Genomic DNA, 19,801 nt, shown 5'->3' with positions numbered 1-19,801 from the left:
TATGCGTATGGTTTTCATGCATCTGATGCAGAAGTGAACAAAAACAATGGTTTTTATTGATAATTAAAGTTGGCACGCTTCATGCTTTAATAAAAGTGACCCTTATTAAGCCGAGGGTCACCTAGCCAACTGACGTTGTTAGTGAACCTTATTTTTTGTTCACATTCATATATAGCCAATCACGATTATTGTGATTGGCTTTTTTTCTTTTAGGCCCTTACGACTCACATCAGTACATTTTCCTGACATCCGTTATAGCAGCTTGGTTTTCGAGGGCACACTGCGCCTCTGGAGCAGATCACCCTAGCGTCGGTCTGAATACCCCGCTCAATCCAGTTAATATTAAGAATCTTGGCAATCGTGGTGAATTCTCTCTGGATATGGCGAGGAATCGAAGCACTGCCCCCGTTATCAACACACAAAGACTTCAGTTCTTCGGCGATACTACGTGAATCACCACCTTGAGCATCTATCGCTGGGTTCAAATCGATACCCGCGCAGAGAACTCGATTGTTGCCCGCAGGGTCTGTCATGTTGACTGACTCACAGCAGTAGATTCTTGGCTCGTCACCAACATTGAGAATAGAGATTTGCGCTGAGCTGCCGTTTTGAGGCTCAGAAAGCCTTCTGAATACCGCCCAGTGCTGACAAGGGTCGTTAACCTTACGCATGTTTCCCCAAGGAAGTGGGATGCCATTACCGCGATAAACCGCTTTCAGCTTGTTCTGCCCATAGGCATCAAAGTAATGCCAATGTGGATAAGGTGACACCACCGTCATTCGGCGCATTGCTACAGAAGGGGAGACCCCTGCTTTGAGGTGTACATCAATCTCGTAGCCGCTACGGTCGAGCAACTGGCGGAAAGGCACCTTAGGACATAACAGAGCACCAGCAAAAAAGCTCGATTCAAAATCTCTCCATGCTTGTAAAATATCCTGAGAGTTGAGATCTGAGGTTGGTGCGGCTTGGTTGTGTTCTTCCCAGCTATTGGCATGGCCAACAGACAAGACACTTTTTAGTCCTTCTTTACTATGCAGAACACAATGGCCGATGTAGACCGCCAAATCGTACTTCAAGCGAGTCGGGTATTGTTTCAGAATCTCATTTAAATAGATAAAACCGGGTGGCTCAAAGAAAGACGTGACGATCTGCTTTGCGCTGACTCCAAGCTCATCGACGATATCTTGCGGTGGACGTGACACCCAGCGTATCGTTAGCCCCATACTACGAGCAATATCCATTAGATCTTCTGCAGACAAATTAAGGCGTTTCAATCCGACTTCTTCCGCAGCACGTTCTAGATCAGGAAAGTGGTTTTGGTTGCTTTCTTGATGGGCACGGATCAATAAGTGAGCAAACTGGCGGCCAGTAATACCGGTTTGAGAGAGCATTTCTGGAATAGCAATTTGTAAAATCTCATTCGAGAAGAGGAAGCTTGGCTCAAGTGCCATTCCACTAATGCCACCTCTATTACCTTTATCAGGTGTGATGTCGGCCTGCTCAGGTTCATCATCCAGAAACCAAGTCGGATCTTTTTGGAAGACTTCAGCGATGACCTCCAACATATCAATACTAGGGACACGCTTCCCACGCTCAATCATTGATAGATAGGAGACAGAAGGGGCGTATTCTGGATTAACCCGTATACAGCGAGCCGAGAGATCTTCCATGGTCAAATGGTTGCGTTTACGTAGGTTTCGAATCTTGGTCCCTAAAAAGTGGGACTGACGAATTAGACTTTTTGACAGCATCATTTTGTAAAATTCACATTGTAAAATTTTTGTTGTGAAATTGTAGTCAAAATTTCACTAGTATAGAAAGTAAGCAAAGTCACAAATCTGCAAACAGTTAAACGCAAGTTTGAAATATTTGCTCTAGGACAGAAAAGTTGTGAAATATCCGCGAGGGAAACACTATGAATATGCTTACTTTCGATAAAACAGAAATCCAAAAACAAGACAAGCCATTTATCGCTGAAGCAGTCTTCGCGGTAGAAAAGATGAATTCAAATCAAACCACCGAGAAGCAAGTAAAAGCAAAACAACTGCTAGATCGTTTATTTCCACTTGAGAGTGGATCACATAAAGATGTTACTGCATATGTTATCGACTATCGCCATGTAATGGCTTATTTCAAAGATGGTAGTCACAGTGGTTTGAAGCACTCTAAACACTTTGTTGCTTACACTGGTGAGAAAGAAGACCCTGAATCTATCTTGTTTAGAGATGGTACAGGAAGCCATGTTGAACTGACATTCGGCAATCAAAAAGGCACAGGCTGTGTCGAGTTGGTTGAAATTGATGACATCCAACTAGAGACCTGCACTATGTTTCCTCAGGAAAGCAGTGAAATTTCCGCGATGCGCCATTGGATCAGCTTGGTGAAAGGGGATGAGAAAGGCAAACCACGTGCATGTACTGAAGCAAAAGAGTATACGGCAAAGAATGGTGACGACTATGATTTGGAGTGCTGCTACACACTAAGTCGCTAATCTAACTACAATTTGTTATGTCATTAAGGCTCTACAGCGTGTAGGGCCTTTATTATATCTGATGTTCTGTAAATTTATGAAATGAAAAGGAAAAAAGTGACTGAGCATCACGTGTCACTAATGATAAAAATATGTCCTCTTTTGATTGCATAAAATTATCATTAGTTGCTATCTGTTTGTTTTTATGAACGCTTTCTGATCGAATTTTCTTTAATTAAAATTTTAATGAGTAATTGGTGTGGATTTTTGTTGCCACCTAATGAATTATTTTTCTGTATGTAACTTGCTTGAATGTGTGGCTATCACTCATGTTATTGGTGCGATTTATCGCAGAGATACTTCCTATTGAGCCGTTGGGGAGAAGGATTTTATACCAATAACAGGAAAGTAAAATGAAACAACGTCAAATGCTTTATCTGATTGCTGCTGGATTAGGAGCTAGCCTACCAGCAACAGCCGCAGAGATGGTTAAAGTTGAAAATGATGCATTACTACAGCAAGTGTTAAACGCTCAATCAAACAGCGTCGTCCCATTGGAAACCGGCTTCGCTGAAGTGAAACGAGTTGTTTTGCCGAATGGTAAAGTAAAGGTTCGTTATCAACAAACCCACATGGGTCTTCCGGTGTTCAACACCTCAGTGGTCGCCACTCAGACAAAAAGCAGCCAGAGTGAAGTTTACGGCGTCATGGCACAGGGAATCAGTGGTGACTTGGCAACTGTTGCCCCCACTCTGGATGAGAAACAAGCGCTCGCAGCAGCGAAAAACGCATTTAAGAAGCACTCTCTCGGGGCTTCTGATGCTCCGTTCGAAAACTCCCAATCGAAGCTGATGGTGTGGCTTGATGACTCTCAAACTGCAAAAGTCGTTTACATGGTAGACTTTTTTGTTGCGGCAAAGGTACCAAGACGCCCATTCTACTTGGTTGATGCTACAACTGGCGAAGTGCTGAAACATTGGGAAGGCATAAACCACGCTCAAGCGACAGGTACAGGCCCTGGTGGTAACGAAAAGACAGGTCAATACAACTACGGTACGGACTATCCGGGTTTTATTGTCGATAAAACAGGTACAACCTGTACGATGAATACCCCAGCGGTAAAAACGGTGGACTTGAATGGCGGTAAGTCAGGCAGCTCAGCATTTAGTTACCCATGTAGTGATGATACCAACTACAACGACCACAAATATGTGAATGGTGCGTATTCGCCTCTCAATGATGCGCATTACTTTGGTAAAGTTGTTTTTGATATGTACCAAGACTGGATGAATACATCGCCGTTAACTTTCCAGTTAACCATGCGTGTTCATTATGGAACTGACTACGAAAATGCTTTCTGGAATGGTTCATCCATGACATTTGGTGATGGCAAGAACACATTCTACCCGCTGGTTGATATTAACGTAAGTGCACACGAAGTGAGCCACGGTTTTACAGAGCAAAACTCAGGGTTAGTGTATTCCAACATGTCAGGTGGTATGAACGAAGCTTTCTCTGATATCGCAGGTGAAGCAGCGGAATTCTACATGAAAGGCTCGGTTGACTGGATTGTAGGTGCGGACATTTTTAAGTCTGAAGGCGGTCTACGTTACTTCGATCTGCCATCCAAAGACGGTCGTTCTATCGACCACGCTTCTCAGTACTACGATGGCCTAAATGTTCACTATTCAAGTGGTGTGTATAACCGAGCATTCTACTTGTTGGCGAACAAAGCGGGTTGGGACGTACGTAAAGGTTTTGAGATCTTTACATTGGCTAACCAGCTTTACTGGACGGCGAACAGCACATTCGACGCAGGTGCATGTGGTGTAGCAAAAGCAGCAGCCGATATGGGTTACAACGTGTCTGATGTTGAAGAGGCATTTACTACAGTAGGCGTAAACGCATCTTGTGGTACACCTTCTCCAAACGTTCTGGTAAAAGGCACTCCAGTGACTAACCTATCAGGCTCTAGTTCTTCTGAAACGTTTTACACGTTTACGGTAGATTCTGCGTCAAGTGTTGTTGTTTCTATCTCTGGTGGTACTGGTGATGCGGACCTTTATGTTAAAGCAGGTAGTCAACCTACAACTGGCAACTATGACTGTCGCCCATACCGTTACGGTAACAGCGAACAGTGTAGCTTATCAGCAACACCGGGTACGACTTACCATGTGATGCTAAGAGGCTACTCTAGCTACTCAGGCGTGACATTAAGATTAGATTAAAAACACAACTTTTTAAGTGAAAGGGCCCGCGATTGCAGGCCCTTTGTTTTTATTTAGGCTTTATTCCCATAAACCGAGAACATGAAGCCGAGTATTTAGTCTTAGTCTAGTTCTGAAGTTTTGCTTTTGCTTCTTCGACTTTAGAGAAGTCTAACCCAAGCTCTTCAACGGCTTCCTTGATGAGAGCAGGGTTTTGCATCACTTGGCCCATAAGAAGTTGTAGCTTCTCTTGTGGCAGACCAAGTTGGCTGAGGGTGGCCATTGCTGCTAGAGGGTTTTGGGTCAATGTCTGAAACAGTTCGTTGATTTGCTCGTCGCTGATGTTGTTCTCTTTCAGCGTCTCTAAAATTGGGTTCATCGAAATACCTTTTAACCACTAATTGAATAGAAGGGCAGTTTAACATCAAGCCGGTTGGCGTTGTAGAGTCAGCTAACTGACTTGAGTGAATATTACCTTTGTGAAATGTGGGTTCTCTATAAGAGCTGTCATGGATACCAAACTTTCAGTAGGTACGTGACGATCGCCTGTAGAGGATACTATAACGATACACTCTCTGCGGTGTTCATCGTAGCTAGTGGTTTTCGCTTTGCCTTCAACAATCTGGCCTGACTCCATTACCAACCGAACAGGAATATGGTAGAGACAAGCTATTTCGATGTAATCGTATTGGTTACAAGAGATCATGCTCAGTCCTTATAAAAGATGGCAAGCCAGATCGTTTCTTCATCTGGCGTGGTGTAGCTGACTCTATGCTTAGTATGGGCCGGGATCTTGAGATGGTCACCGGCTTTCAACTCTATTTCTTCACCCGTTTGATACTGAAGACGAGCATAGCCTGTTAGTACGATGACCCATTCATGTTCGTCTTGATCATACCAAAAACCTTGCTCGGAACTTTGCCCCTTTGAGACGATGCGTTCCAGACGAAAGCTACTTCCAGACAACAGATCTTCAAACACTTCTTGAGATAAATCTTCAGGGATGGATTGCAGAAGGTTCATTGCGCTATACAGTGTAATCAAATACAACAATGTCTTCTAGGATAGGTCTGAAGATGTCTTTCAAAGCCTCATGTTCAGGATGTGGCAAGTAATGGTTGCGACCATCTTCATCAGAAAATGTCATCATTACACAGTGTGTGTAATGCTTGTTTTTTCCTTCTGGGCTGTCGTTGAGCCCCCACTCTACGCTATCGACACCTTCGACTTTGGTTGTCATAGATAGGAAAGACGTCTTCAGATCTTCCACCTGTTGTGGTGTAGTTTCGGGTTTAAACTGAATGAGAAGAATATGTCTGATCATGATTATTCCTGAAGTAAGTGTGCTCTATATTTTTTGACGAGTTTGCCACTTTGCGATTAGCAAAATGGCAAAACTGAAAGTTAGTTTGGTGGTTGGAGCATAGCCGTTATTCTATACTGCTATGGCGTTAGTTTTGCCTTGAGTTCGACCACATTGCTTTCTGGGTCATAGACATAGATTGAACGACTGAAGCCTTGTGCCCCATAACGCTCGGCAAACGGTTCGTAATTTAGGCCACATTGATCGAGGTAGCTCAGCAGTTCATCTTCTTCGAACGGGGCAATTTGTAGGCAGAAGTGATCGACATTACGGCCATTCTGGCTGGGGGCCTTGCCTCCTAGTTTACCCAGCTCACTATCAACACGAACAAGATCGATGAGGGCGTCACCAGCTCGGAGCTGTGTTAGGCCCAGTTCTGGAAGTTCCCGTTCAATAGGGCAATGAAAGATGTCTTGGTAGAAGTGGAGCATATCTTTAATCTTGTTTGTTCGTAGGACGACGTGATCTAATCCTTTTACTTCAATCATATTTGGCTACTCCATAGCAATCAGAATAATTATTCATACGCTAACACAAATTAAGCTGGTCAGAAAATAGAGCCCTGTTAATGACTTGCTTTATAAAAAAGGGCTTTACTGCCCATCATTAAGCGCTGTGATGGGCAAAATGCAAGTTGAAAAACCAATAGGATCAAAAGCTAGAGTCTGGCTGAGTTAGAAACTCAATTTCTTCTTCAGTACTTTCACGACCTAGTATTTTATTTCGATGTGGGTAGCGGCCAAATCGGTCAATGATGACTTTATGCTTGATTTCGAACTCGTAGTTGTTTTCCATTCCTGGCGCTTGAAATAATTCCACCGCACGTTCGTGGATTAAGGCAGATTCACTGTGCATGAAAGGCATGTAAAGAAAAGCGCGCTGCTGGGGCGTTAATTCAGCGTCTTTTCCTAAAGCGATAGCTTCTTGTGCTAATGAAAGAGCAAGAGGATCTTGCGCGAAAGCACTCGGAGTCCCTCGGTAAATATTACGGGAAAATTGGTCGAGTACTATCACTTCAGCTAGGCGACCTAAAGCATTGGTTCGCCAGCTGTACAGTTCGCATTGGGCTGCACGCTTTATAAGATCGCCGAAGCGTTGTTGAATCTTATTGTCTATAGTTTCACTACTGATGAACCAATCTTTTGGCTCTAATTCCTCAAACCAAAATGACAGTACTTCCTCTGCGGTGATTGGAGTCATAGTGTTTGTCCTTGTGATGGATAGGCTTGTATGTCGTTTCAATATACGAGAGAGATAACTAAATTTAAATGTTTGATCAGAGGTTTATTGCTGTTTCTTTTTCACTGTGACGGGTGAACTGTTGATAGACCAGCTTTGCGAAAAGTTCGAGACCTCGCTGCCATCCTGAGTTATCTTCAAAATTAGCGCAGCTTAAGCGAACGCAATGGCTAAACTGACCTTCCGTGGCAAAGACCGTGCCGGGTAAGATGCTGATTCGGTGCTTCTTACATTGCTGATAAAGTTCAAAACTGTTTACCGACTTTGGTAAAGCCAACCAAACTAGAAAAGAACCTTGAGGCTGGGAAAGATGATAGTGGTTTTTCAGTTCAGAGTATTGATTTAATGCCTCTGTAAGCTGCTGGCTGAAACGCCGTGTGTTGTGTTGATAGATGCGTTTCATTTTATTAATGTGCTGACGATATTTACCACTAGAGAGAAATTCTCCTACCGCGGATTGCATCAAATTAAGGCTACCCATGTTATCGCAGATCAGATACTTCTCAATTGCAGAGTGATATTGACCCGCAAGAATCCAGCCAATTCGCAAGCGAGAATCTAATACTTTCGATAGTGAATTTACGTAGATGACACGATCTTGAGTATCGAGTGTCTTTAAAGGGGGGATTCCATCATCGAAGGTAAGTGCGCCAAACACATCGTCCTCGATAATTGGAATATCCCGAGAAACTTTGAGTAGCTCTAATCGTCTTTCTTCTGGGATCCGAGAGCCAGTTGGGTTAGCAAAGTTGGGTGTGATAAGAATCACTGCGATAGGCCATTCTTGTATTGCATTGGCTAACGCTTGTGGATCCATTCCGTGGCGGATACTGCTAGGAACTTCAACGACTTGCAACCCAAGAGATTCCATTAAAAGTAAGTTGCCAAAATAGCAGGGAGACTCTACAGCTACAATATCTCCGGGCTTAGTCAAGGCTCGTAGAGCAAGGCTGATAGCTTGCTGGGCACCGTGAGTAATGGCAATGTCATCCAAGCTGGTTTCTACTCCGAGGTCGCGGCTGATTCTAGACAGTTGTTTAATCAGTTTCTTGTTGCCCGGCGGTAATTGATAGTGGCTGGGCATATGGCTCTGTATTCGGCTGTGGCGACCGATTTCGGCATAAAGTGTTTTGATCGCTGGCGCGTTAATGTTTGGATGAGCTGAGCCCGTTGGTAAAAGTTCTTTTTCCTCCGGATAGCTAAGTATCTCTCTGGAAACGGACAGTAAGTCGACTGATTGCGGTTGGTGTCGCTGTGTTTGCGTTGAGCGCACGGCTTTAACACGATAACCAGACTTTGGTACAGCATAAATGAGTTCAGCGGCTTCCATCTCCTGATAAGCACGAATCACGGTATTCTTGCTGACATTGAGATCTGCACCCAACTGTCGGATAGAGGGAAGCTTGTCATCGGGTTGATATACACCTTTGCTAATTGCCAGCCGTATATGCTGTTCCACTTGCGTGAACTTCTTGTCGGTTTGAAAATCTGTACCCATTTAAAATGCCTAATCTGTGTCTTTTTGTATTTTCTGTCCCTTATTAAAGTAGCGCTAATTAGAGTATAAGAGCCAGAGGAAATCACATGTTGGTGAAGTTGATCCCGTTTGTATTTGTCGTGCTTTGGGCATCGGGTTTTGTTGGAGCAAGATTTGGCTTGCAGTATGCAGAACCGGCGACATTATTGACGCTACGCATGTTGGCAAATGTTGGATTCTTTTGGTTACTGGTTACCTTGCTTCGACGGTCCATACCGAAGGGAAAGTTATTCTGGCACAGCTGTATGGTCGGTGTTTTGATTCATGGTTTTTATTTGGGTGGCACTTATATAGCAATAAAACTCGGTATGCCGGCTGGTTTGAGTTCATTGTTAGTAGGAATACAACCCATATTAACTGCGGTATTACTGGTCGTCTTCCAGCGGGAGTACTTCAAGCTTTCGCAGTGGTTTGGTTTAGCCTTGGGATTCGTTGGTATTAGCCTTGTACTGATAGGCAAAACCCAATGGCAAGATGAAACCCATAAGGTGGTGGCAATTGGCTTGTGTATTCTCTCTTTAGTTGGTATTACGCTAGGCACTCTTTATCAGAAGCGTTTCTGTCAAGGTGTCGATATGGTGGGTAGCGCTTTGATTCAGTATTTAGCAGCGGGATGTGTATTTCTGCCTTATGCGATGAGCTTTGAAACTATGCAGGTTAACTGGACGCTTGAATTCGTTCTAACGCTAGGATGGTTGGTGGTCGTACTCTCTTGCGTCGCCATATTACTGTTGCTCTATATGGTGGAAAATGGCGCATCTTCAAAGGTTGCATCGGTGTTTTACCTTGTACCACCGATGACGGCAATACAAGCATGGTTCATTTTTGATGAGTCGTTTGATCGCTTGGCCATGTTAGGGTTTGCGCTAGCAGCTCTCGCTGTTTATCTCGTTGTTAAAGTGCCCAAACATCAATGCCCGAGTAAGCCGCGTTCAAATATGGCAACCAGTAATTCTTAGTGGGTATTGGCAGCCCTTTCTCGAACTTTATAATGCCTGTTTCAGAATGACCACCATGACAAGTTATGAATCAAAAGCCAGATAGAGTGAGCGCTATGCTTGCTATCATAGAACAAGTGAAGCAGGAACTACCCATTTACGCTCCAGAGACATTTATTTGCGGCTCAAAGGGGAATTGTGTGGGTTGCCCTAAAAAATTGTTAGAGTTGCTAGACTCCGAACTGTGTTATTGGGAGTCTGCGATAGCCCGAGGTATTATTCCTCAATTCGATGAAATTCGTCGTTTCGGCAAAATGTGTACTGGCGTTCGTCGGGGGTTGAAGCGTAGCGGCTTACTTTAATTGCTCTATTTTCTTTAGAACTCCCATTTGGTGGACTAAATTTATAAAGTACTCACTAGCGGGAAGTTTGTCATGAAGCGAATAATTTCTCTTCAGTCACTAATTTTTGTGTGGTCAATATTCTTTTCTTCGGTCTCTGTCTCCGGCTCAACAGATGACCTACGCGAGCTTTCTTATTTCACCGAATCTTATCCTCCTGCAAACTATATTAAAAATGATCAGATTACAGGATATGCGGTCGAAATTCTGCGTGCAGCAAGCAAAATGGTAGGCGAAGAAGTTGAGTTGTCACAAGTGACTTTACAGCCTTGGGCTCGTTCCTATCGAACTGTCCTAACACGGGATGATTCAGTGTTATTTTCTACCACTCGCTCCGAGCATCGAGAGCCTTTATTTCATTGGGTTGGACCAATAGCAGAGATACAGATTGTCGTGATGGCTCGTAAAGACGCCGGTATTACCATTGATAAACCAATGGATATGGCGAATTATCGCATTGGCGTTATTAGGGATGATATTGGGGAGCAGACATTGCTAGCCATGGGGCTACCTAGAAATTCGATGCAAGAAGCCAATTATGTCACCACCTTAGCAGAACAACTGATGAAAAAGCGGATTGATCTTTTCGTATATGCGCATCGTGCAGCCATATGGTGGGCGAAGCAGGCAAATGTGGATCCTGATCTCTTTGAGTCGGTGTATGTGGTCAGAGAGGGGCAGGTCTATTTCGCATTTAATGTAGATGTAAAGCAAGAAGTCATTGCTAAGTTGCAGAAGGGTATGGATATGCTCAAAAGTACGAAGGGAGAGTCTGGTCAGTCTTTGTATCGAGAAATTATGGAAAAATATGAATAACAAAAATGCAGCTATTTAGCTGCATTTTGAGATTTTAGACTTTAGCTTTTTTTACGAAATACGGATTGTCGAATTTCTTTTCCGGGCCAAGCTCTGATTTGACCAATCGGTTCCAAAGTGCTTTATCGAAGCCGCCTTTAGGGATGGACGGATATAATGTTTCTTCCTCTTCACGAGCGTAGCGTAGAAATTCCTTTTTCTTAATTTGGTTGTATTTGCGTGCAACGTGGTTATGTTTAGAAATCCACTCGAGCTTAAATTGGAGTAATGCAGGCTCGGCTTCTTCGATAGGCATACGTGTTAAATAAATACGTTTGTAGGAAACTTTCCTGTCCACCATGGTTCTCATCGCTGTCTGGATATACTTGCCATGATTGGTAATCGAAATGTCTTCTTTGTTGAACAGACTTACACTCCAGCCTGTCGGAAAAAAATTAGGCTTACGATATTGCTTATTCCGTGTTTCTATCGCCTGATGTAGCACCAAATCCGAAGTGCCATTAAATGTTTGCTGCCATTTGGCTATGCGAATTTGAGTCGCGGTCGGCAAACGATAGATATGAGTAAACTTATCTTGGTCCATAAATGAATACACTAATTGCTTCTAGTTTATGAGAAAGCCTATTTCAAAGGTAAATGAACTGAGTGGAGCTTCGAAATAGGGAAGAGTGAGATGAGGTATGCACCCACAACAGCGATAGTTTAGTGAAATCTTAAACAGGCTGCCACACTTTATTGGTCAATTTTTGGTAAAGACCTGTTACGGCTTAAATGTGCGTTTTGAAAATTATAACCCTTAGGTATCAGTGTGGAAAGTCATTGACTACGCTACGCTTACTGGTAAGTAGGGAATATAACTCTAAAGGTAAGTATGGCTGGGACAGACTTTATGTCTCTTCTGTGGTTGCTAGTTTGCACGTGTATCGCCTTTTTCATGCAAGCTGGTTTTACTCTGATAGAAACAGGCTGTGTTCGTGCGAAAAACTCCGTTAATGTCGCAATGAAGAACATGGCTGACTTCCTAGTCGTGTCTGTGGTTTATGTGCTGGTCGGTTTTCATTTAGCTCAAGGTCGCTCACTACTGTCATTCGATACTTTCCCACTTGCGGCTGATGATTTACCTGTTGTGATGTTTAATCTGATGTTTGTTGCAACAGCGGCCACTATTGTCTCTGGTTGTGTTGCGGAGCGGATGAGTTTTCGCGGCTACATTTATGCTTCTGCGTTTATAGGTATTCTCACTTATCCGGTAGTGTCGTATTGGACGTGGAATCCAAACTCTTGGCTTTATACATTAGGTTTTCAGGACTTTGCTGGCGGTGCTACTGTTCACGTTGTGGGTGGAATGATTGGTTTAGTCGGTACTATGATCATTGGCCCTCGTAAAGACCGGTTTATTAGCCCTCAACAAGTCAATGAAATCCCATCCTATAACCATACGTTAGTCACAATAGGCGTATTTCTTATGGTATTTGCATGGTTAGGGTTCAATGGAGGAAGTTTCTACCAGTTTGACGCCCGTGTGCCAGTGGTACTGTTTAACACCCTGCTATGCGGTGCCGTTGCAGGATTTGTGACGCTTATGCTTGTTCATCGGTCTCGGCATATCCCTGTTTTTGTTACTTTGAATAGTGTTTTAGGCGGCTTAGTCATCGTGACAGCAGGCGCAAATATCTTAAGTACTGTCGAGGTGGTTCTGCTCGGAATATTGGCATCCTTCACCGTTTATTACGGAGAAAGAATACTTGTCGCCTTGCGTATTGACGACCCCGTTGGTGCTATTCCTGTCCATCTTTTCTGTGGGATGTTAGGTGTCCTTTATACAGGGTACTCATTGAGCCTAACTCAAAATGGTGATCTATTGTGGGATGTGGCGGTGCAAGTTATTGGTCTATTGGCGATTTTGCTTTGGGCTGGTGCGAATTCCTATCTATGCTTCCGGCTATTGAAATGCTTCGATCTTGATAGAGTCTCTCCTGAAGATGAACAGGTGGGTTTGAATGTCACTGAACACGGGGTTCAAATGAGTTGGCTGGAGACCTTAAGAGTGATTGAAGATATTAGCCGAGATGGTGATTACTCTAAGCGTGTCCCTGTTGAGTTTGGTACGGAAGCTGGAGATGTTGCCATTTCCTTTAATCGTTTGATGGATAGACTGGAAGCGAATATTGAAGTTTTACACCACGTAGCAAAGGGAAATCTCGATGATGTTGCCGTGGTTCCAAGTAGCGATAAAGATGTCATGGCTAATTCACTTCATTCGATGATCGTCAGCTTACGCTCTTTAATAGATGAAGTCGAAGATGAAATCGAAAATAAGGCGATGCAAATTGAAACCAGTGAACACTCCATTCAGACGCTGATTGAGAAGTTTAAGCGCACTCAAGACCAGCTGATGGAAGCGGAGAAAATGTCTGCTTTGACAGGAATGGTTGTCGGTGTCGCTCACGAGCTCAATACGCCGTTGGGTATTTCAGTCACAAGCCTTTCGGTACTCAGTGAGCAACTTGATGAAGTGGCCAAGAAGTTTGTTCAAAAAACCATCACGACGGAGGATTTGAATCGGTTCCTGACTGTGGCGAATGAGTGTGTTGAAATGGTTGTCAATAATGTCGAACGTTCTGTCGATTTGGTCAGCAAGCTGAAACAGATCAACCAAAAAATGACCACAGAGGAACCAAAACTGGTCGATTTAAAGCAGATGATTATCGATGCTGTACTCCATGTGAATGAGACACTCTTGGATAAATCCATTGACGTCGATATACAATGTGACGAGTCACTTCAGGTCTTTTTGCCACCGATATCACTTCAGTGTGTGATTGAAGAGCTACTCAACAACAGTGCACTTCATGGCTTTAATGGTGAAGGGCTAAGTCATGAGCGGGTTATCATCGTTAATGCCAAAGAAATCAATGGCAAAATTAATATTGTAATTGAAGACAATGGTGTTGGGATCACACCCGAAAATCAAAAGAAAATCTTCCAACCTTTCTTTACTACGTTGAGAGCTAGAGGAGGAACTGGACTCGGTTTACACATGGTTTATAACATTTGTACACAAAAATTAGCGGGTGCGATTAATGTTCAAAGTGAAGTGAATAAAGGCACTCGGATTGCCCTTTCTCTGGATCCTCTGTCTGCTACTCAGTGAGTCAACGAACTATCATCAACTGTAAAAATACTGCCGCAAAACCTTAAGCGTCATGTCACGTTTGCTCAACAAACTGAATATCAGTGTGATAAACATTGGTGTGATGATGAAAGTAGCAATTTTTGGTAGCGGTTATGTTGGCTTAGTTCAGGCCGCAGTCTTGAGTGAGGCCGGTCATAACGTTTTCTGTATTGATGTGGATGAAGATCGTGTTGAACAGCTTAGAAAAGGCGTCATTCCAATATATGAACCGGGGTTAGAAAAGTTAGTTGAAGAAAATGTATCGGCAGACCGACTCACTTTCATGACTGACGCTGAAGAAGCGCTTGCTCTGGCTGATGTTATTTTCATTGCCGTCGGCACCCCTCAAGATGAAGATGGCTCGGCGGATCTCAGCCATGTGTTAGCAGTAGCCTCGCAGATAGGGTGTTACATCAACACCGATAAAATTATCATCAACAAGTCCACGGTTCCCGTTGGAACTGCACTGGCCGTAGAGTGTGAAATCCAGCAGCAACTGAGCCGTCGCGGCTTAGAAAAGCTGGACATTGCGGTCCTGTCTAATCCGGAGTTTCTCAAGGAAGGCAGTGCAGTGACGGATTGTATGCGTCCAGACAGAATTATTATTGGTTTGGATAAACGTCATCCTCGGTATCTGCTCCTTAAGGATATGATGCGGGAGTTATATGCCCCTTTCAATCGCAATCATGAGAAGCTGATTTTTATGGATGTAAAGTCGGCTGAACTAACGAAATACGCGGCAAATAGTCTCCTTGCGACCAAAATAAGTTTTATGAATGAAATGGCTAACATTGCTGAGCGTGTGGGGGCCAACATTGAGGATGTTCGCAAAGGGATAGGGAGTGATGAGCGTATCGGCTATCACTTTATTTACCCTGGTTGTGGTTATGGAGGTTCATGTTTCCCGAAAGATATTCAGGCGTTGATCAAAACCTCTGAAAGCTTTGGTTACAGTAGTGAGATTCTAAAAGCTGTAGAGAATGTGAATTTCTATCAGAAACGCAAGTTGTTTGATTTAGTGCAGGCCCATTTTGGTGGTAGAGAATATCTACGCAACAAGACATTCGCCTTGTGGGGGCTGGCGTTTAAGCCGCGTACCAATGATATGCGTGAAGCGCCTAGCCGTGTTTTGATGGAATCATTATGGGAAGCGGGCGCCAAGATTCAAGCTTTTGATCCCAAAGCAATGGAAGAGGCGCAACGAATTTATGGCACTCGCTCAGATTTGAGCTTGATGGGAACCAAAGAAGCGGCTTTGAGTGGGGCTGATGGGCTTATCATTTGCACCGAATGGCAGAATTTTAAAGCGCCGGACTTCGATTTCATTAAACAGGTGCTTAAGCAAGCAGTGATCTTTGATGGCCGAAACCTGTATGAGCCAGAACGCCTTTCGAGTCGAGGAATTCAATATTACTCTATAGGTCGTCCTGCGTAGCCAATGACAGAAGGGGGATTCCCCCTTCTGTTTAGCCAAGAAATTGTGTTTGTTTTACAGGTTCGGTTACTTTGCGCACGACAACCGTTTTGGCGATCAAGTCATGCCAACCTTGTTTCTTTCCATTAAAAGCAATCCAAATAAAACCGAGACAGAGTGGAATTGCACTGACGTAGTAAGCGAGATAACGAAGGAGTGACTTAGACAATGTCAGTCGGTGGCCTGTTTCTTCATCCAATACCTCCAGCTTGAGTGCCATTTTTCCCGGAGTTGCGGAGCGGTAGACCCAAAATGCGACAGTCGCAATGAGAGGGCAAACCCAATTGAGCACCAGATCCCAACCACCCAGCAGGAAATCATCTGAGCTCCAATAGAGTTCCCCATAAACCCAGTGCATAAGTGGTGTAATGAGGAGTAACAGTAGTATCGTGTCGATGATTGATGCCGCTAAGCGGATCCAAAAACCTGCGTATACCATGGATGTATTGTTCATTTTTTACCTTCTAGCCAGTTGCCGAGCCTAACGATAGATAGACTTGATGGTTTTATTGTCATTAATAGCAAAGGGAATGTATCAGAAGTTGAGGGAGAAGTATTCTCCCTACAATTAATCAGATACCCTCTGATAAACCTGTCTATTGAGCTATTGAGTGGTCAAATACTCAGAAACAGCTCGGTGAGTTCTGCTAAAGGATACAATGCTTGGCGTAGCTGGTGGCTTCATTTGCAGTCCAGTCGCCTTTTGGTTTGTCTGATATGCTCTGACACCAAGCTTCACTGCCAACTGTATTCTGAAACACACAGTGCTTGGCAAAATCTAATGCCCCTTGTGCATTCCACTCACTTTTGGGCTTTTCTTGCATATTGTCACACCAATCTTGTGTGCCGACTTCGGCTTTGCAGGCGTTCAAAGCGAAACCAGTAGCAAGGATGACAATTAGTCTCTTCATGGTTTTTCTCTGTAATTTTGTTTGCGTCACTATACCTAAAATCATAAACCAAGTGTGTAAATTGCGAGTGATAAGTTGCATTTTAGATGCTTTCTAAACGTTAAATTCGGTGAATTAGGTCACTGTTTGGTGCTGTCAGAAACATCAATTAAAGATCCGTTTCACACTCTATGAATGAGACTCTCGCAAAAATGCCGGTAGAGCTTATGATTTCATCGAAACGTTTCGATGAGTTTTTTGTTAATAAAAGTGAAGGTTATTGCAGTTTGAACGTGCATTCGATAGGTCAATGAAATGAAAAAAAGTACCCTGATAAATTCTGAACTTTCCTACTTGGTCGCATCACTAGGCCATACTGATGAAATCACGATATGTGATGCTGGCCTGCCAATCCCAGAGCAAGTTCAGCGTCTAGACCTAGCCTTGACCCATGGGGTTCCGAGTTTTCTAGAAACGGTTCGAGTAATTCTTTCAGAATCACAGATTGAAGGGGTAGTGATTGCAGAAGAGTTTGCGTCTGTTAGTCCAACACACCATGAAGCTTTGATTTCGGAACTGCGTGTTGAAGAGGAAACGACAGGAAAAGCAATCACAGTGACTTATGTATCACATGAAGAATTCAAAACACGCACGCAACATAGCCGTGCTGTTGTCCGAACTGGTGAATGTACACCTTATGCGAACGTTATTTTTCAAGCGGGCGTTGTGTTTTAAGCCGTTTGAGACTGAGGACCAATTATGACTCAAGCTATCCTACAACTGAGCGAAATTGAGAAGGCATTTCCCGGTGTGAAAGCACTGGATAAAGCCAGCCTGAACGTTTACTCCGGAAAAGTTATGGCTTTGATGGGTGAAAATGGCGCGGGTAAATCCACCTTGATGAAGGTGCTTACTGGGATCTACAGTAAAGATTCAGGCAGTATTCATTACCAAGGTCAGCCAGCTGCGTTTAATGGCCCACGTGATTCACAGGAAGCTGGCATCAGTATCATTCACCAAGAGCTTAACCTGATCCCTGAATTGACCATCGCTGAAAACATTTTCCTTGGCCGAGAATTTACAGGCGCAATGGGGCGTATTCAGTGGGATAAGATGTACGCCGAAGCCGACAAGCTTTTAGCAAGGCTCAATGTTAAGCACAGCTCTAAACAATTGTTGGGTGAGCTCAGTCTCGGTGAACAGCAGATGGTTGAGATTGCTAAAGCACTGTCGTTTGAGTCGAAAGTCATCATTATGGATGAACCGACCGATGCACTGACGGATACCGAAACCGAGTCTTTGTTTAGCGTGATTCGCGAACTGCGTGAGCAAGGTTGCGGCATTGTTTATATCTCTCACCGTTTGAAAGAGATCTTTGAAATCTGCGATGACATCACAGTGCTTCGTGACGGAAAGTTCATTGGAGAGTGCTCTGTAGCGTCTACCAACGAAGATGGACTGATTGAAATGATGGTTGGTCGTAAGCTAGATGAGCAATACCCACGCATTGACGTTCAACATGGCGACATTTGCCTTGAAGTGATTGGACTAACGGGATCTGGTGTTCACGATGTCAGTTTTAAACTGCAGCGTGGTGAGATACTCGGTGTCTCGGGTTTGATGGGGGCTGGGCGCACTGAGTTGATGAAAGTTATCTATGGCGCTTTACCCAGTGAGCGTGGGGTAATCAATCTGAATAACAAAACCATCAACCCAGTGAGCCCACAAGATGGCCTTGCAAACGGCATTGCTTACATCTCTGAAGACCGTAAGGGTGACGGCTTAGTCTTGGGCTTGTCAGTAAAAGAGAACATGTCGCTTTGCTCTCTGGATAAATTGACCAAAGGTGGTCGAATTCAGCATAGCGATGAAGTGGTTGCTGTCGAAGACTTCATCAAACTCTTCAACATCAAGACCCCAACTCGCGATCAGATCATTGGCAATCTATCTGGTGGTAACCAGCAGAAGGTGGCGATAGCGAAAGGTCTGATGACTAAACCTAAAGTACTGATCCTTGATGAGCCCACCCGTGGTGTCGATGTCGGTGCAAAGAAAGAAATTTACCAGCTCATCAACAAATTCAAAGCCGATGGCATGAGTATCATTCTGGTTTCTTCAGAAATGCCGGAAGTGTTGGGAATGAGCGACCGCATCATCGTGATGCATGAAGGTCGCATTAGTGGTGAGTTTGATGCCAAAGACGCCGATCAGGAGAAGTTGTTGGCGTGTGCAGTAGGCAAAGAAATAAATGAGGAAGCAGCATGAGTACTAATACCATGAGCAAACCAAACGAAGCGGGCAGCAAGAAGCTGTTCAGCAAAGAGTGGCTGATTGAACAAAAGTCGCTCATTGCACTTATCTTCCTGATTGTTGTTGTATCGTTCCTTAACCCCAACTTTTTTACGGTCGATAACATTCTTAACATTCTGCGTCAGACCTCCGTAAACGCAATTATTGCAGTAGGTATGACGTTGGTTATCTTGACCGCAGGTATTGATCTGAGTGTCGGCTCGGTTCTGGCCTTATGTGGTGCCTTTGCCGCCAGTTTGATCGCTTTGGAAGTGCCTGTATTGGTCGCGGTTCCAACAGCCTTGTTTGCTGGAGCGGCATTGGGTGCGATCAGCGGTATCATCATCGCCAAAGGCAAGGTGCAAGCGTTTATCGCAACACTGGTAACCATGACCTTGTTGCGTGGCGTCACTATGGTTTACACCGATGGTCGTCCAATTTCGACAGGCTTTACCGATACCGCTGATGCTTTCGCATGGTTTGGTACAGGTTACGCTTTGGGCATTCCGGTTCCAGTCTGGTTGATGGTGATCGTTTTCGCTGCGGCCTGGTACCTACTTAACCACACGCGCTTTGGCCGCTATGTGTATGCATTAGGCGGTAACGAATCTGCGACACGCCTATCTGGCATCAACGTCGATCGCGTTAAGATTGGTGTTTACGCTATATGTGGCCTGTTGTCTGCACTAGCGGGCATCATTATCACATCTCGTCTTTCTTCTGCTCAGCCAACGGCTGGTATGGGCTATGAACTGGATGCCATCGCTGCCGTTGTACTTGGTGGTACTAGCCTTATGGGCGGTAAGGGTCGGATCATGGGCACATTAATTGGTGCGCTTATCATCGGCTTCCTCAACAACGCTCTGAACTTGCTCGACGTTTCATCTTACTACCAGATGATCGCTAAAGCTGTGGTTATTCTGCTGGCTGTACTGGTCGACAACAAGAACAAGTAATTCATAAAAAGGCTTGGAGGTAAGTACTCCGAGCCACCCTACACAA

The 19,801-nt window shown here is 44.1% G+C and carries 21 protein-coding genes; 10 read left to right on the top strand and 11 right to left on the bottom strand.

The annotated features are described in order from the left end of the window. Positions 1 to 224: 224 nt before the first annotated feature. On the bottom strand, positions 225 to 1,754 hold the full coding sequence (locus CTT30_RS20450; protein ID WP_095664237.1) for a DUF3612 domain-containing protein: 1,530 nt from the start codon (positions 1,752 to 1,754) through the stop codon (positions 225 to 227). A 161-nt stretch (positions 1,755 to 1,915) separates the two neighbouring features. Here CTT30_RS20450 and CTT30_RS20445 point away from each other — a divergent pair, with 161 nt between their 5' ends. Together CTT30_RS20445 and CTT30_RS20440 are read left to right on the top strand one after the other, a co-directional pair. Further along, a complete protein-coding gene (locus CTT30_RS20445) occupies positions 1,916 to 2,491 on the top strand; it encodes an aldolase/citrate lyase/malate synthase family protein (RefSeq protein ID WP_239863814.1) in 576 nt (191 codons plus the stop codon). 392 nt (positions 2,492 to 2,883) lie between these two features. After that, complete coding sequence (locus CTT30_RS20440; RefSeq protein ID WP_239863816.1) at positions 2,884 to 4,698, top strand: M4 family metallopeptidase; 1,815 nt, start codon at positions 2,884 to 2,886, stop codon at positions 4,696 to 4,698. Positions 4,699 to 4,804: 106 nt separating this feature from the next. Here CTT30_RS20440 and CTT30_RS20435 read toward each other — a convergent pair whose 3' ends face one another. From CTT30_RS20435 to CTT30_RS20405, 7 genes are all read right to left on the bottom strand, one after another. Then, a complete protein-coding gene (locus CTT30_RS20435; RefSeq protein ID WP_239835386.1) occupies positions 4,805 to 5,056 on the bottom strand; it encodes a DUF2999 family protein in 252 nt (83 codons plus the stop codon). A 72-nt stretch (positions 5,057 to 5,128) separates the two neighbouring features. Continuing rightward, positions 5,129 to 5,383, bottom strand: a complete 255-nt coding sequence (locus CTT30_RS20430; protein WP_252036824.1) for a Rho-binding antiterminator — start codon at positions 5,381 to 5,383, stop codon at positions 5,129 to 5,131. 2 nt (positions 5,384 to 5,385) lie between these two features. Beyond that, on the bottom strand, positions 5,386 to 5,700 hold the full coding sequence (locus tag CTT30_RS20425; RefSeq protein ID WP_239835384.1) for a cupin domain-containing protein: 315 nt from the start codon (positions 5,698 to 5,700) through the stop codon (positions 5,386 to 5,388). Positions 5,701 to 5,704: 4 nt separating this feature from the next. Further along, a complete protein-coding gene (locus CTT30_RS20420) occupies positions 5,705 to 6,001 on the bottom strand; it encodes a Dabb family protein (protein WP_252036823.1) in 297 nt (98 codons plus the stop codon). 119 nt (positions 6,002 to 6,120) lie between these two features. Further along, positions 6,121 to 6,528: a VOC family protein gene (locus CTT30_RS20415; RefSeq protein WP_252036822.1), complete on the bottom strand. Its 408-nt coding sequence runs from the start codon at positions 6,526 to 6,528 to the stop codon at positions 6,121 to 6,123. Between the two features lie 163 nt (positions 6,529 to 6,691). Next, the gene (locus CTT30_RS20410; RefSeq protein WP_239863822.1) at positions 6,692 to 7,240 is read right to left on the bottom strand and encodes a DUF924 family protein; all 549 of its coding nucleotides are present in this window, start codon (positions 7,238 to 7,240) and stop codon (positions 6,692 to 6,694) included. Between the two features lie 76 nt (positions 7,241 to 7,316). Beyond that, entirely contained in the window at positions 7,317 to 8,777 is a 1,461-nt protein-coding gene (locus tag CTT30_RS20405) for an aminotransferase-like domain-containing protein (protein ID WP_252036821.1), read from the bottom strand. 86 nt (positions 8,778 to 8,863) lie between these two features. Between CTT30_RS20405 and CTT30_RS20400 the strand changes: the two genes are divergently transcribed. From CTT30_RS20400 to CTT30_RS20390, 3 genes are all read left to right on the top strand, one after another. Further along, the gene (locus CTT30_RS20400) at positions 8,864 to 9,775 is read left to right on the top strand and encodes a DMT family transporter (RefSeq protein WP_252036820.1); all 912 of its coding nucleotides are present in this window, start codon (positions 8,864 to 8,866) and stop codon (positions 9,773 to 9,775) included. 65 nt (positions 9,776 to 9,840) lie between these two features. Continuing rightward, positions 9,841 to 10,116, top strand: coding sequence for a hypothetical protein (locus CTT30_RS20395; protein ID WP_239863827.1), 276 nt, complete (start codon positions 9,841 to 9,843; stop codon positions 10,114 to 10,116). A gap of 72 nt (positions 10,117 to 10,188) precedes the next feature. After that, a complete protein-coding gene (locus CTT30_RS20390) occupies positions 10,189 to 10,971 on the top strand; it encodes a substrate-binding periplasmic protein (protein ID WP_252036819.1) in 783 nt (260 codons plus the stop codon). Between the two features lie 34 nt (positions 10,972 to 11,005). Here the strand turns inward: CTT30_RS20390 and CTT30_RS20385 are convergent, their stop codons facing one another. Next, on the bottom strand, positions 11,006 to 11,554 hold the full coding sequence (locus CTT30_RS20385; protein ID WP_239835376.1) for an MSHA operon transcriptional regulator: 549 nt from the start codon (positions 11,552 to 11,554) through the stop codon (positions 11,006 to 11,008). A 306-nt stretch (positions 11,555 to 11,860) separates the two neighbouring features. On the opposite strand from CTT30_RS20385, the gene CTT30_RS20380 reads away from it, so the two are divergent. Beyond that, the gene (locus tag CTT30_RS20380) at positions 11,861 to 14,125 is read left to right on the top strand and encodes an ATP-binding protein (RefSeq protein ID WP_252046710.1); all 2,265 of its coding nucleotides are present in this window, start codon (positions 11,861 to 11,863) and stop codon (positions 14,123 to 14,125) included. Positions 14,126 to 14,231: 106 nt separating this feature from the next. Next, positions 14,232 to 15,581, top strand: a complete 1,350-nt coding sequence (locus CTT30_RS20375; RefSeq protein WP_255906615.1) for a UDP-glucose dehydrogenase family protein — start codon at positions 14,232 to 14,234, stop codon at positions 15,579 to 15,581. A gap of 31 nt (positions 15,582 to 15,612) precedes the next feature. On the opposite strand, the gene CTT30_RS20370 is transcribed toward CTT30_RS20375, so the two are convergent. After that, complete coding sequence (locus CTT30_RS20370; RefSeq protein ID WP_239863834.1) at positions 15,613 to 16,074, bottom strand: RDD family protein; 462 nt, start codon at positions 16,072 to 16,074, stop codon at positions 15,613 to 15,615. A gap of 193 nt (positions 16,075 to 16,267) precedes the next feature. After that, on the bottom strand, positions 16,268 to 16,531 hold the full coding sequence (locus CTT30_RS20365; RefSeq protein WP_239835372.1) for a DUF3012 domain-containing protein: 264 nt from the start codon (positions 16,529 to 16,531) through the stop codon (positions 16,268 to 16,270). A gap of 294 nt (positions 16,532 to 16,825) precedes the next feature. Between CTT30_RS20365 and rbsD the strand changes: the two genes are divergently transcribed. From rbsD to rbsC, 3 genes are read left to right on the top strand one after another with little or no spacing between them, the layout of a single operon-like run. Then, positions 16,826 to 17,245 carry a D-ribose pyranase gene (rbsD, locus tag CTT30_RS20360; RefSeq protein ID WP_239863835.1) on the top strand — a complete coding sequence of 140 codons (420 nt, stop codon included), beginning with the start codon at positions 16,826 to 16,828 and terminating at the stop codon, positions 17,243 to 17,245. 24 nt (positions 17,246 to 17,269) lie between these two features. Next, positions 17,270 to 18,775 carry a ribose ABC transporter ATP-binding protein RbsA gene (gene rbsA, locus CTT30_RS20355; protein ID WP_252036816.1) on the top strand — a complete coding sequence of 502 codons (1,506 nt, stop codon included), beginning with the start codon at positions 17,270 to 17,272 and terminating at the stop codon, positions 18,773 to 18,775. Then, the gene (gene rbsC / locus CTT30_RS20350; protein ID WP_006960603.1) at positions 18,772 to 19,755 is read left to right on the top strand and encodes a ribose ABC transporter permease; all 984 of its coding nucleotides are present in this window, start codon (positions 18,772 to 18,774) and stop codon (positions 19,753 to 19,755) included. The genes rbsA and rbsC overlap by 4 nt, the downstream gene beginning before the upstream one ends. Positions 19,756 to 19,801: the final 46 nt, after the last annotated feature.

Origin of the sequence: Vibrio coralliilyticus (assembly GCF_024449095.1) — a bacterium.
Lineage (GTDB): Bacteria > Pseudomonadota > Gammaproteobacteria > Enterobacterales > Vibrionaceae > Vibrio > Vibrio coralliilyticus_A.
The sequence above is the reverse complement of the archived record's forward strand: the minus strand, read 5'-3'. Positions and strand labels throughout refer to the sequence as shown.

Coding starts and splice junctions, on each gene's coding strand:
- CTT30_RS20450 (WP_095664237.1), bottom strand. CDS start 1,754: ATGATGCTGTCAAAAAGTCTAATTCGTCAGTCCCACTTTTTAGGGACC.
- CTT30_RS20385 (WP_239835376.1), bottom strand. CDS start 11,554: ATGGACCAAGATAAGTTTACTCATATCTATCGTTTGCCGACCGCGACT.
- CTT30_RS20405 (WP_252036821.1), bottom strand. CDS start 8,777: ATGGGTACAGATTTTCAAACCGACAAGAAGTTCACGCAAGTGGAACAG.
- CTT30_RS20420 (WP_252036823.1), bottom strand. CDS start 6,001: ATGATCAGACATATTCTTCTCATTCAGTTTAAACCCGAAACTACACCA.
- CTT30_RS20415 (WP_252036822.1), bottom strand. CDS start 6,528: ATGATTGAAGTAAAAGGATTAGATCACGTCGTCCTACGAACAAACAAG.
- CTT30_RS20410 (WP_239863822.1), bottom strand. CDS start 7,240: ATGACTCCAATCACCGCAGAGGAAGTACTGTCATTTTGGTTTGAGGAA.
- rbsD (WP_239863835.1), top strand. CDS start 16,826: ATGAAAAAAAGTACCCTGATAAATTCTGAACTTTCCTACTTGGTCGCA.
- CTT30_RS20440 (WP_239863816.1), top strand. CDS start 2,884: ATGAAACAACGTCAAATGCTTTATCTGATTGCTGCTGGATTAGGAGCT.
- CTT30_RS20365 (WP_239835372.1), bottom strand. CDS start 16,531: ATGAAGAGACTAATTGTCATCCTTGCTACTGGTTTCGCTTTGAACGCC.
- CTT30_RS20430 (WP_252036824.1), bottom strand. CDS start 5,383: ATGATCTCTTGTAACCAATACGATTACATCGAAATAGCTTGTCTCTAC.
- CTT30_RS20380 (WP_252046710.1), top strand. CDS start 11,861: ATGTCTCTTCTGTGGTTGCTAGTTTGCACGTGTATCGCCTTTTTCATG.
- CTT30_RS20375 (WP_255906615.1), top strand. CDS start 14,232: ATGAAAGTAGCAATTTTTGGTAGCGGTTATGTTGGCTTAGTTCAGGCC.
- rbsA (WP_252036816.1), top strand. CDS start 17,270: ATGACTCAAGCTATCCTACAACTGAGCGAAATTGAGAAGGCATTTCCC.
- rbsC (WP_006960603.1), top strand. CDS start 18,772: ATGAGTACTAATACCATGAGCAAACCAAACGAAGCGGGCAGCAAGAAG.
- CTT30_RS20435 (WP_239835386.1), bottom strand. CDS start 5,056: ATGAACCCAATTTTAGAGACGCTGAAAGAGAACAACATCAGCGACGAG.
- CTT30_RS20395 (WP_239863827.1), top strand. CDS start 9,841: ATGAATCAAAAGCCAGATAGAGTGAGCGCTATGCTTGCTATCATAGAA.
- CTT30_RS20445 (WP_239863814.1), top strand. CDS start 1,916: ATGAATATGCTTACTTTCGATAAAACAGAAATCCAAAAACAAGACAAG.
- CTT30_RS20425 (WP_239835384.1), bottom strand. CDS start 5,700: ATGAACCTTCTGCAATCCATCCCTGAAGATTTATCTCAAGAAGTGTTT.
- CTT30_RS20370 (WP_239863834.1), bottom strand. CDS start 16,074: ATGAACAATACATCCATGGTATACGCAGGTTTTTGGATCCGCTTAGCG.
- CTT30_RS20400 (WP_252036820.1), top strand. CDS start 8,864: ATGTTGGTGAAGTTGATCCCGTTTGTATTTGTCGTGCTTTGGGCATCG.
- CTT30_RS20390 (WP_252036819.1), top strand. CDS start 10,189: ATGAAGCGAATAATTTCTCTTCAGTCACTAATTTTTGTGTGGTCAATA.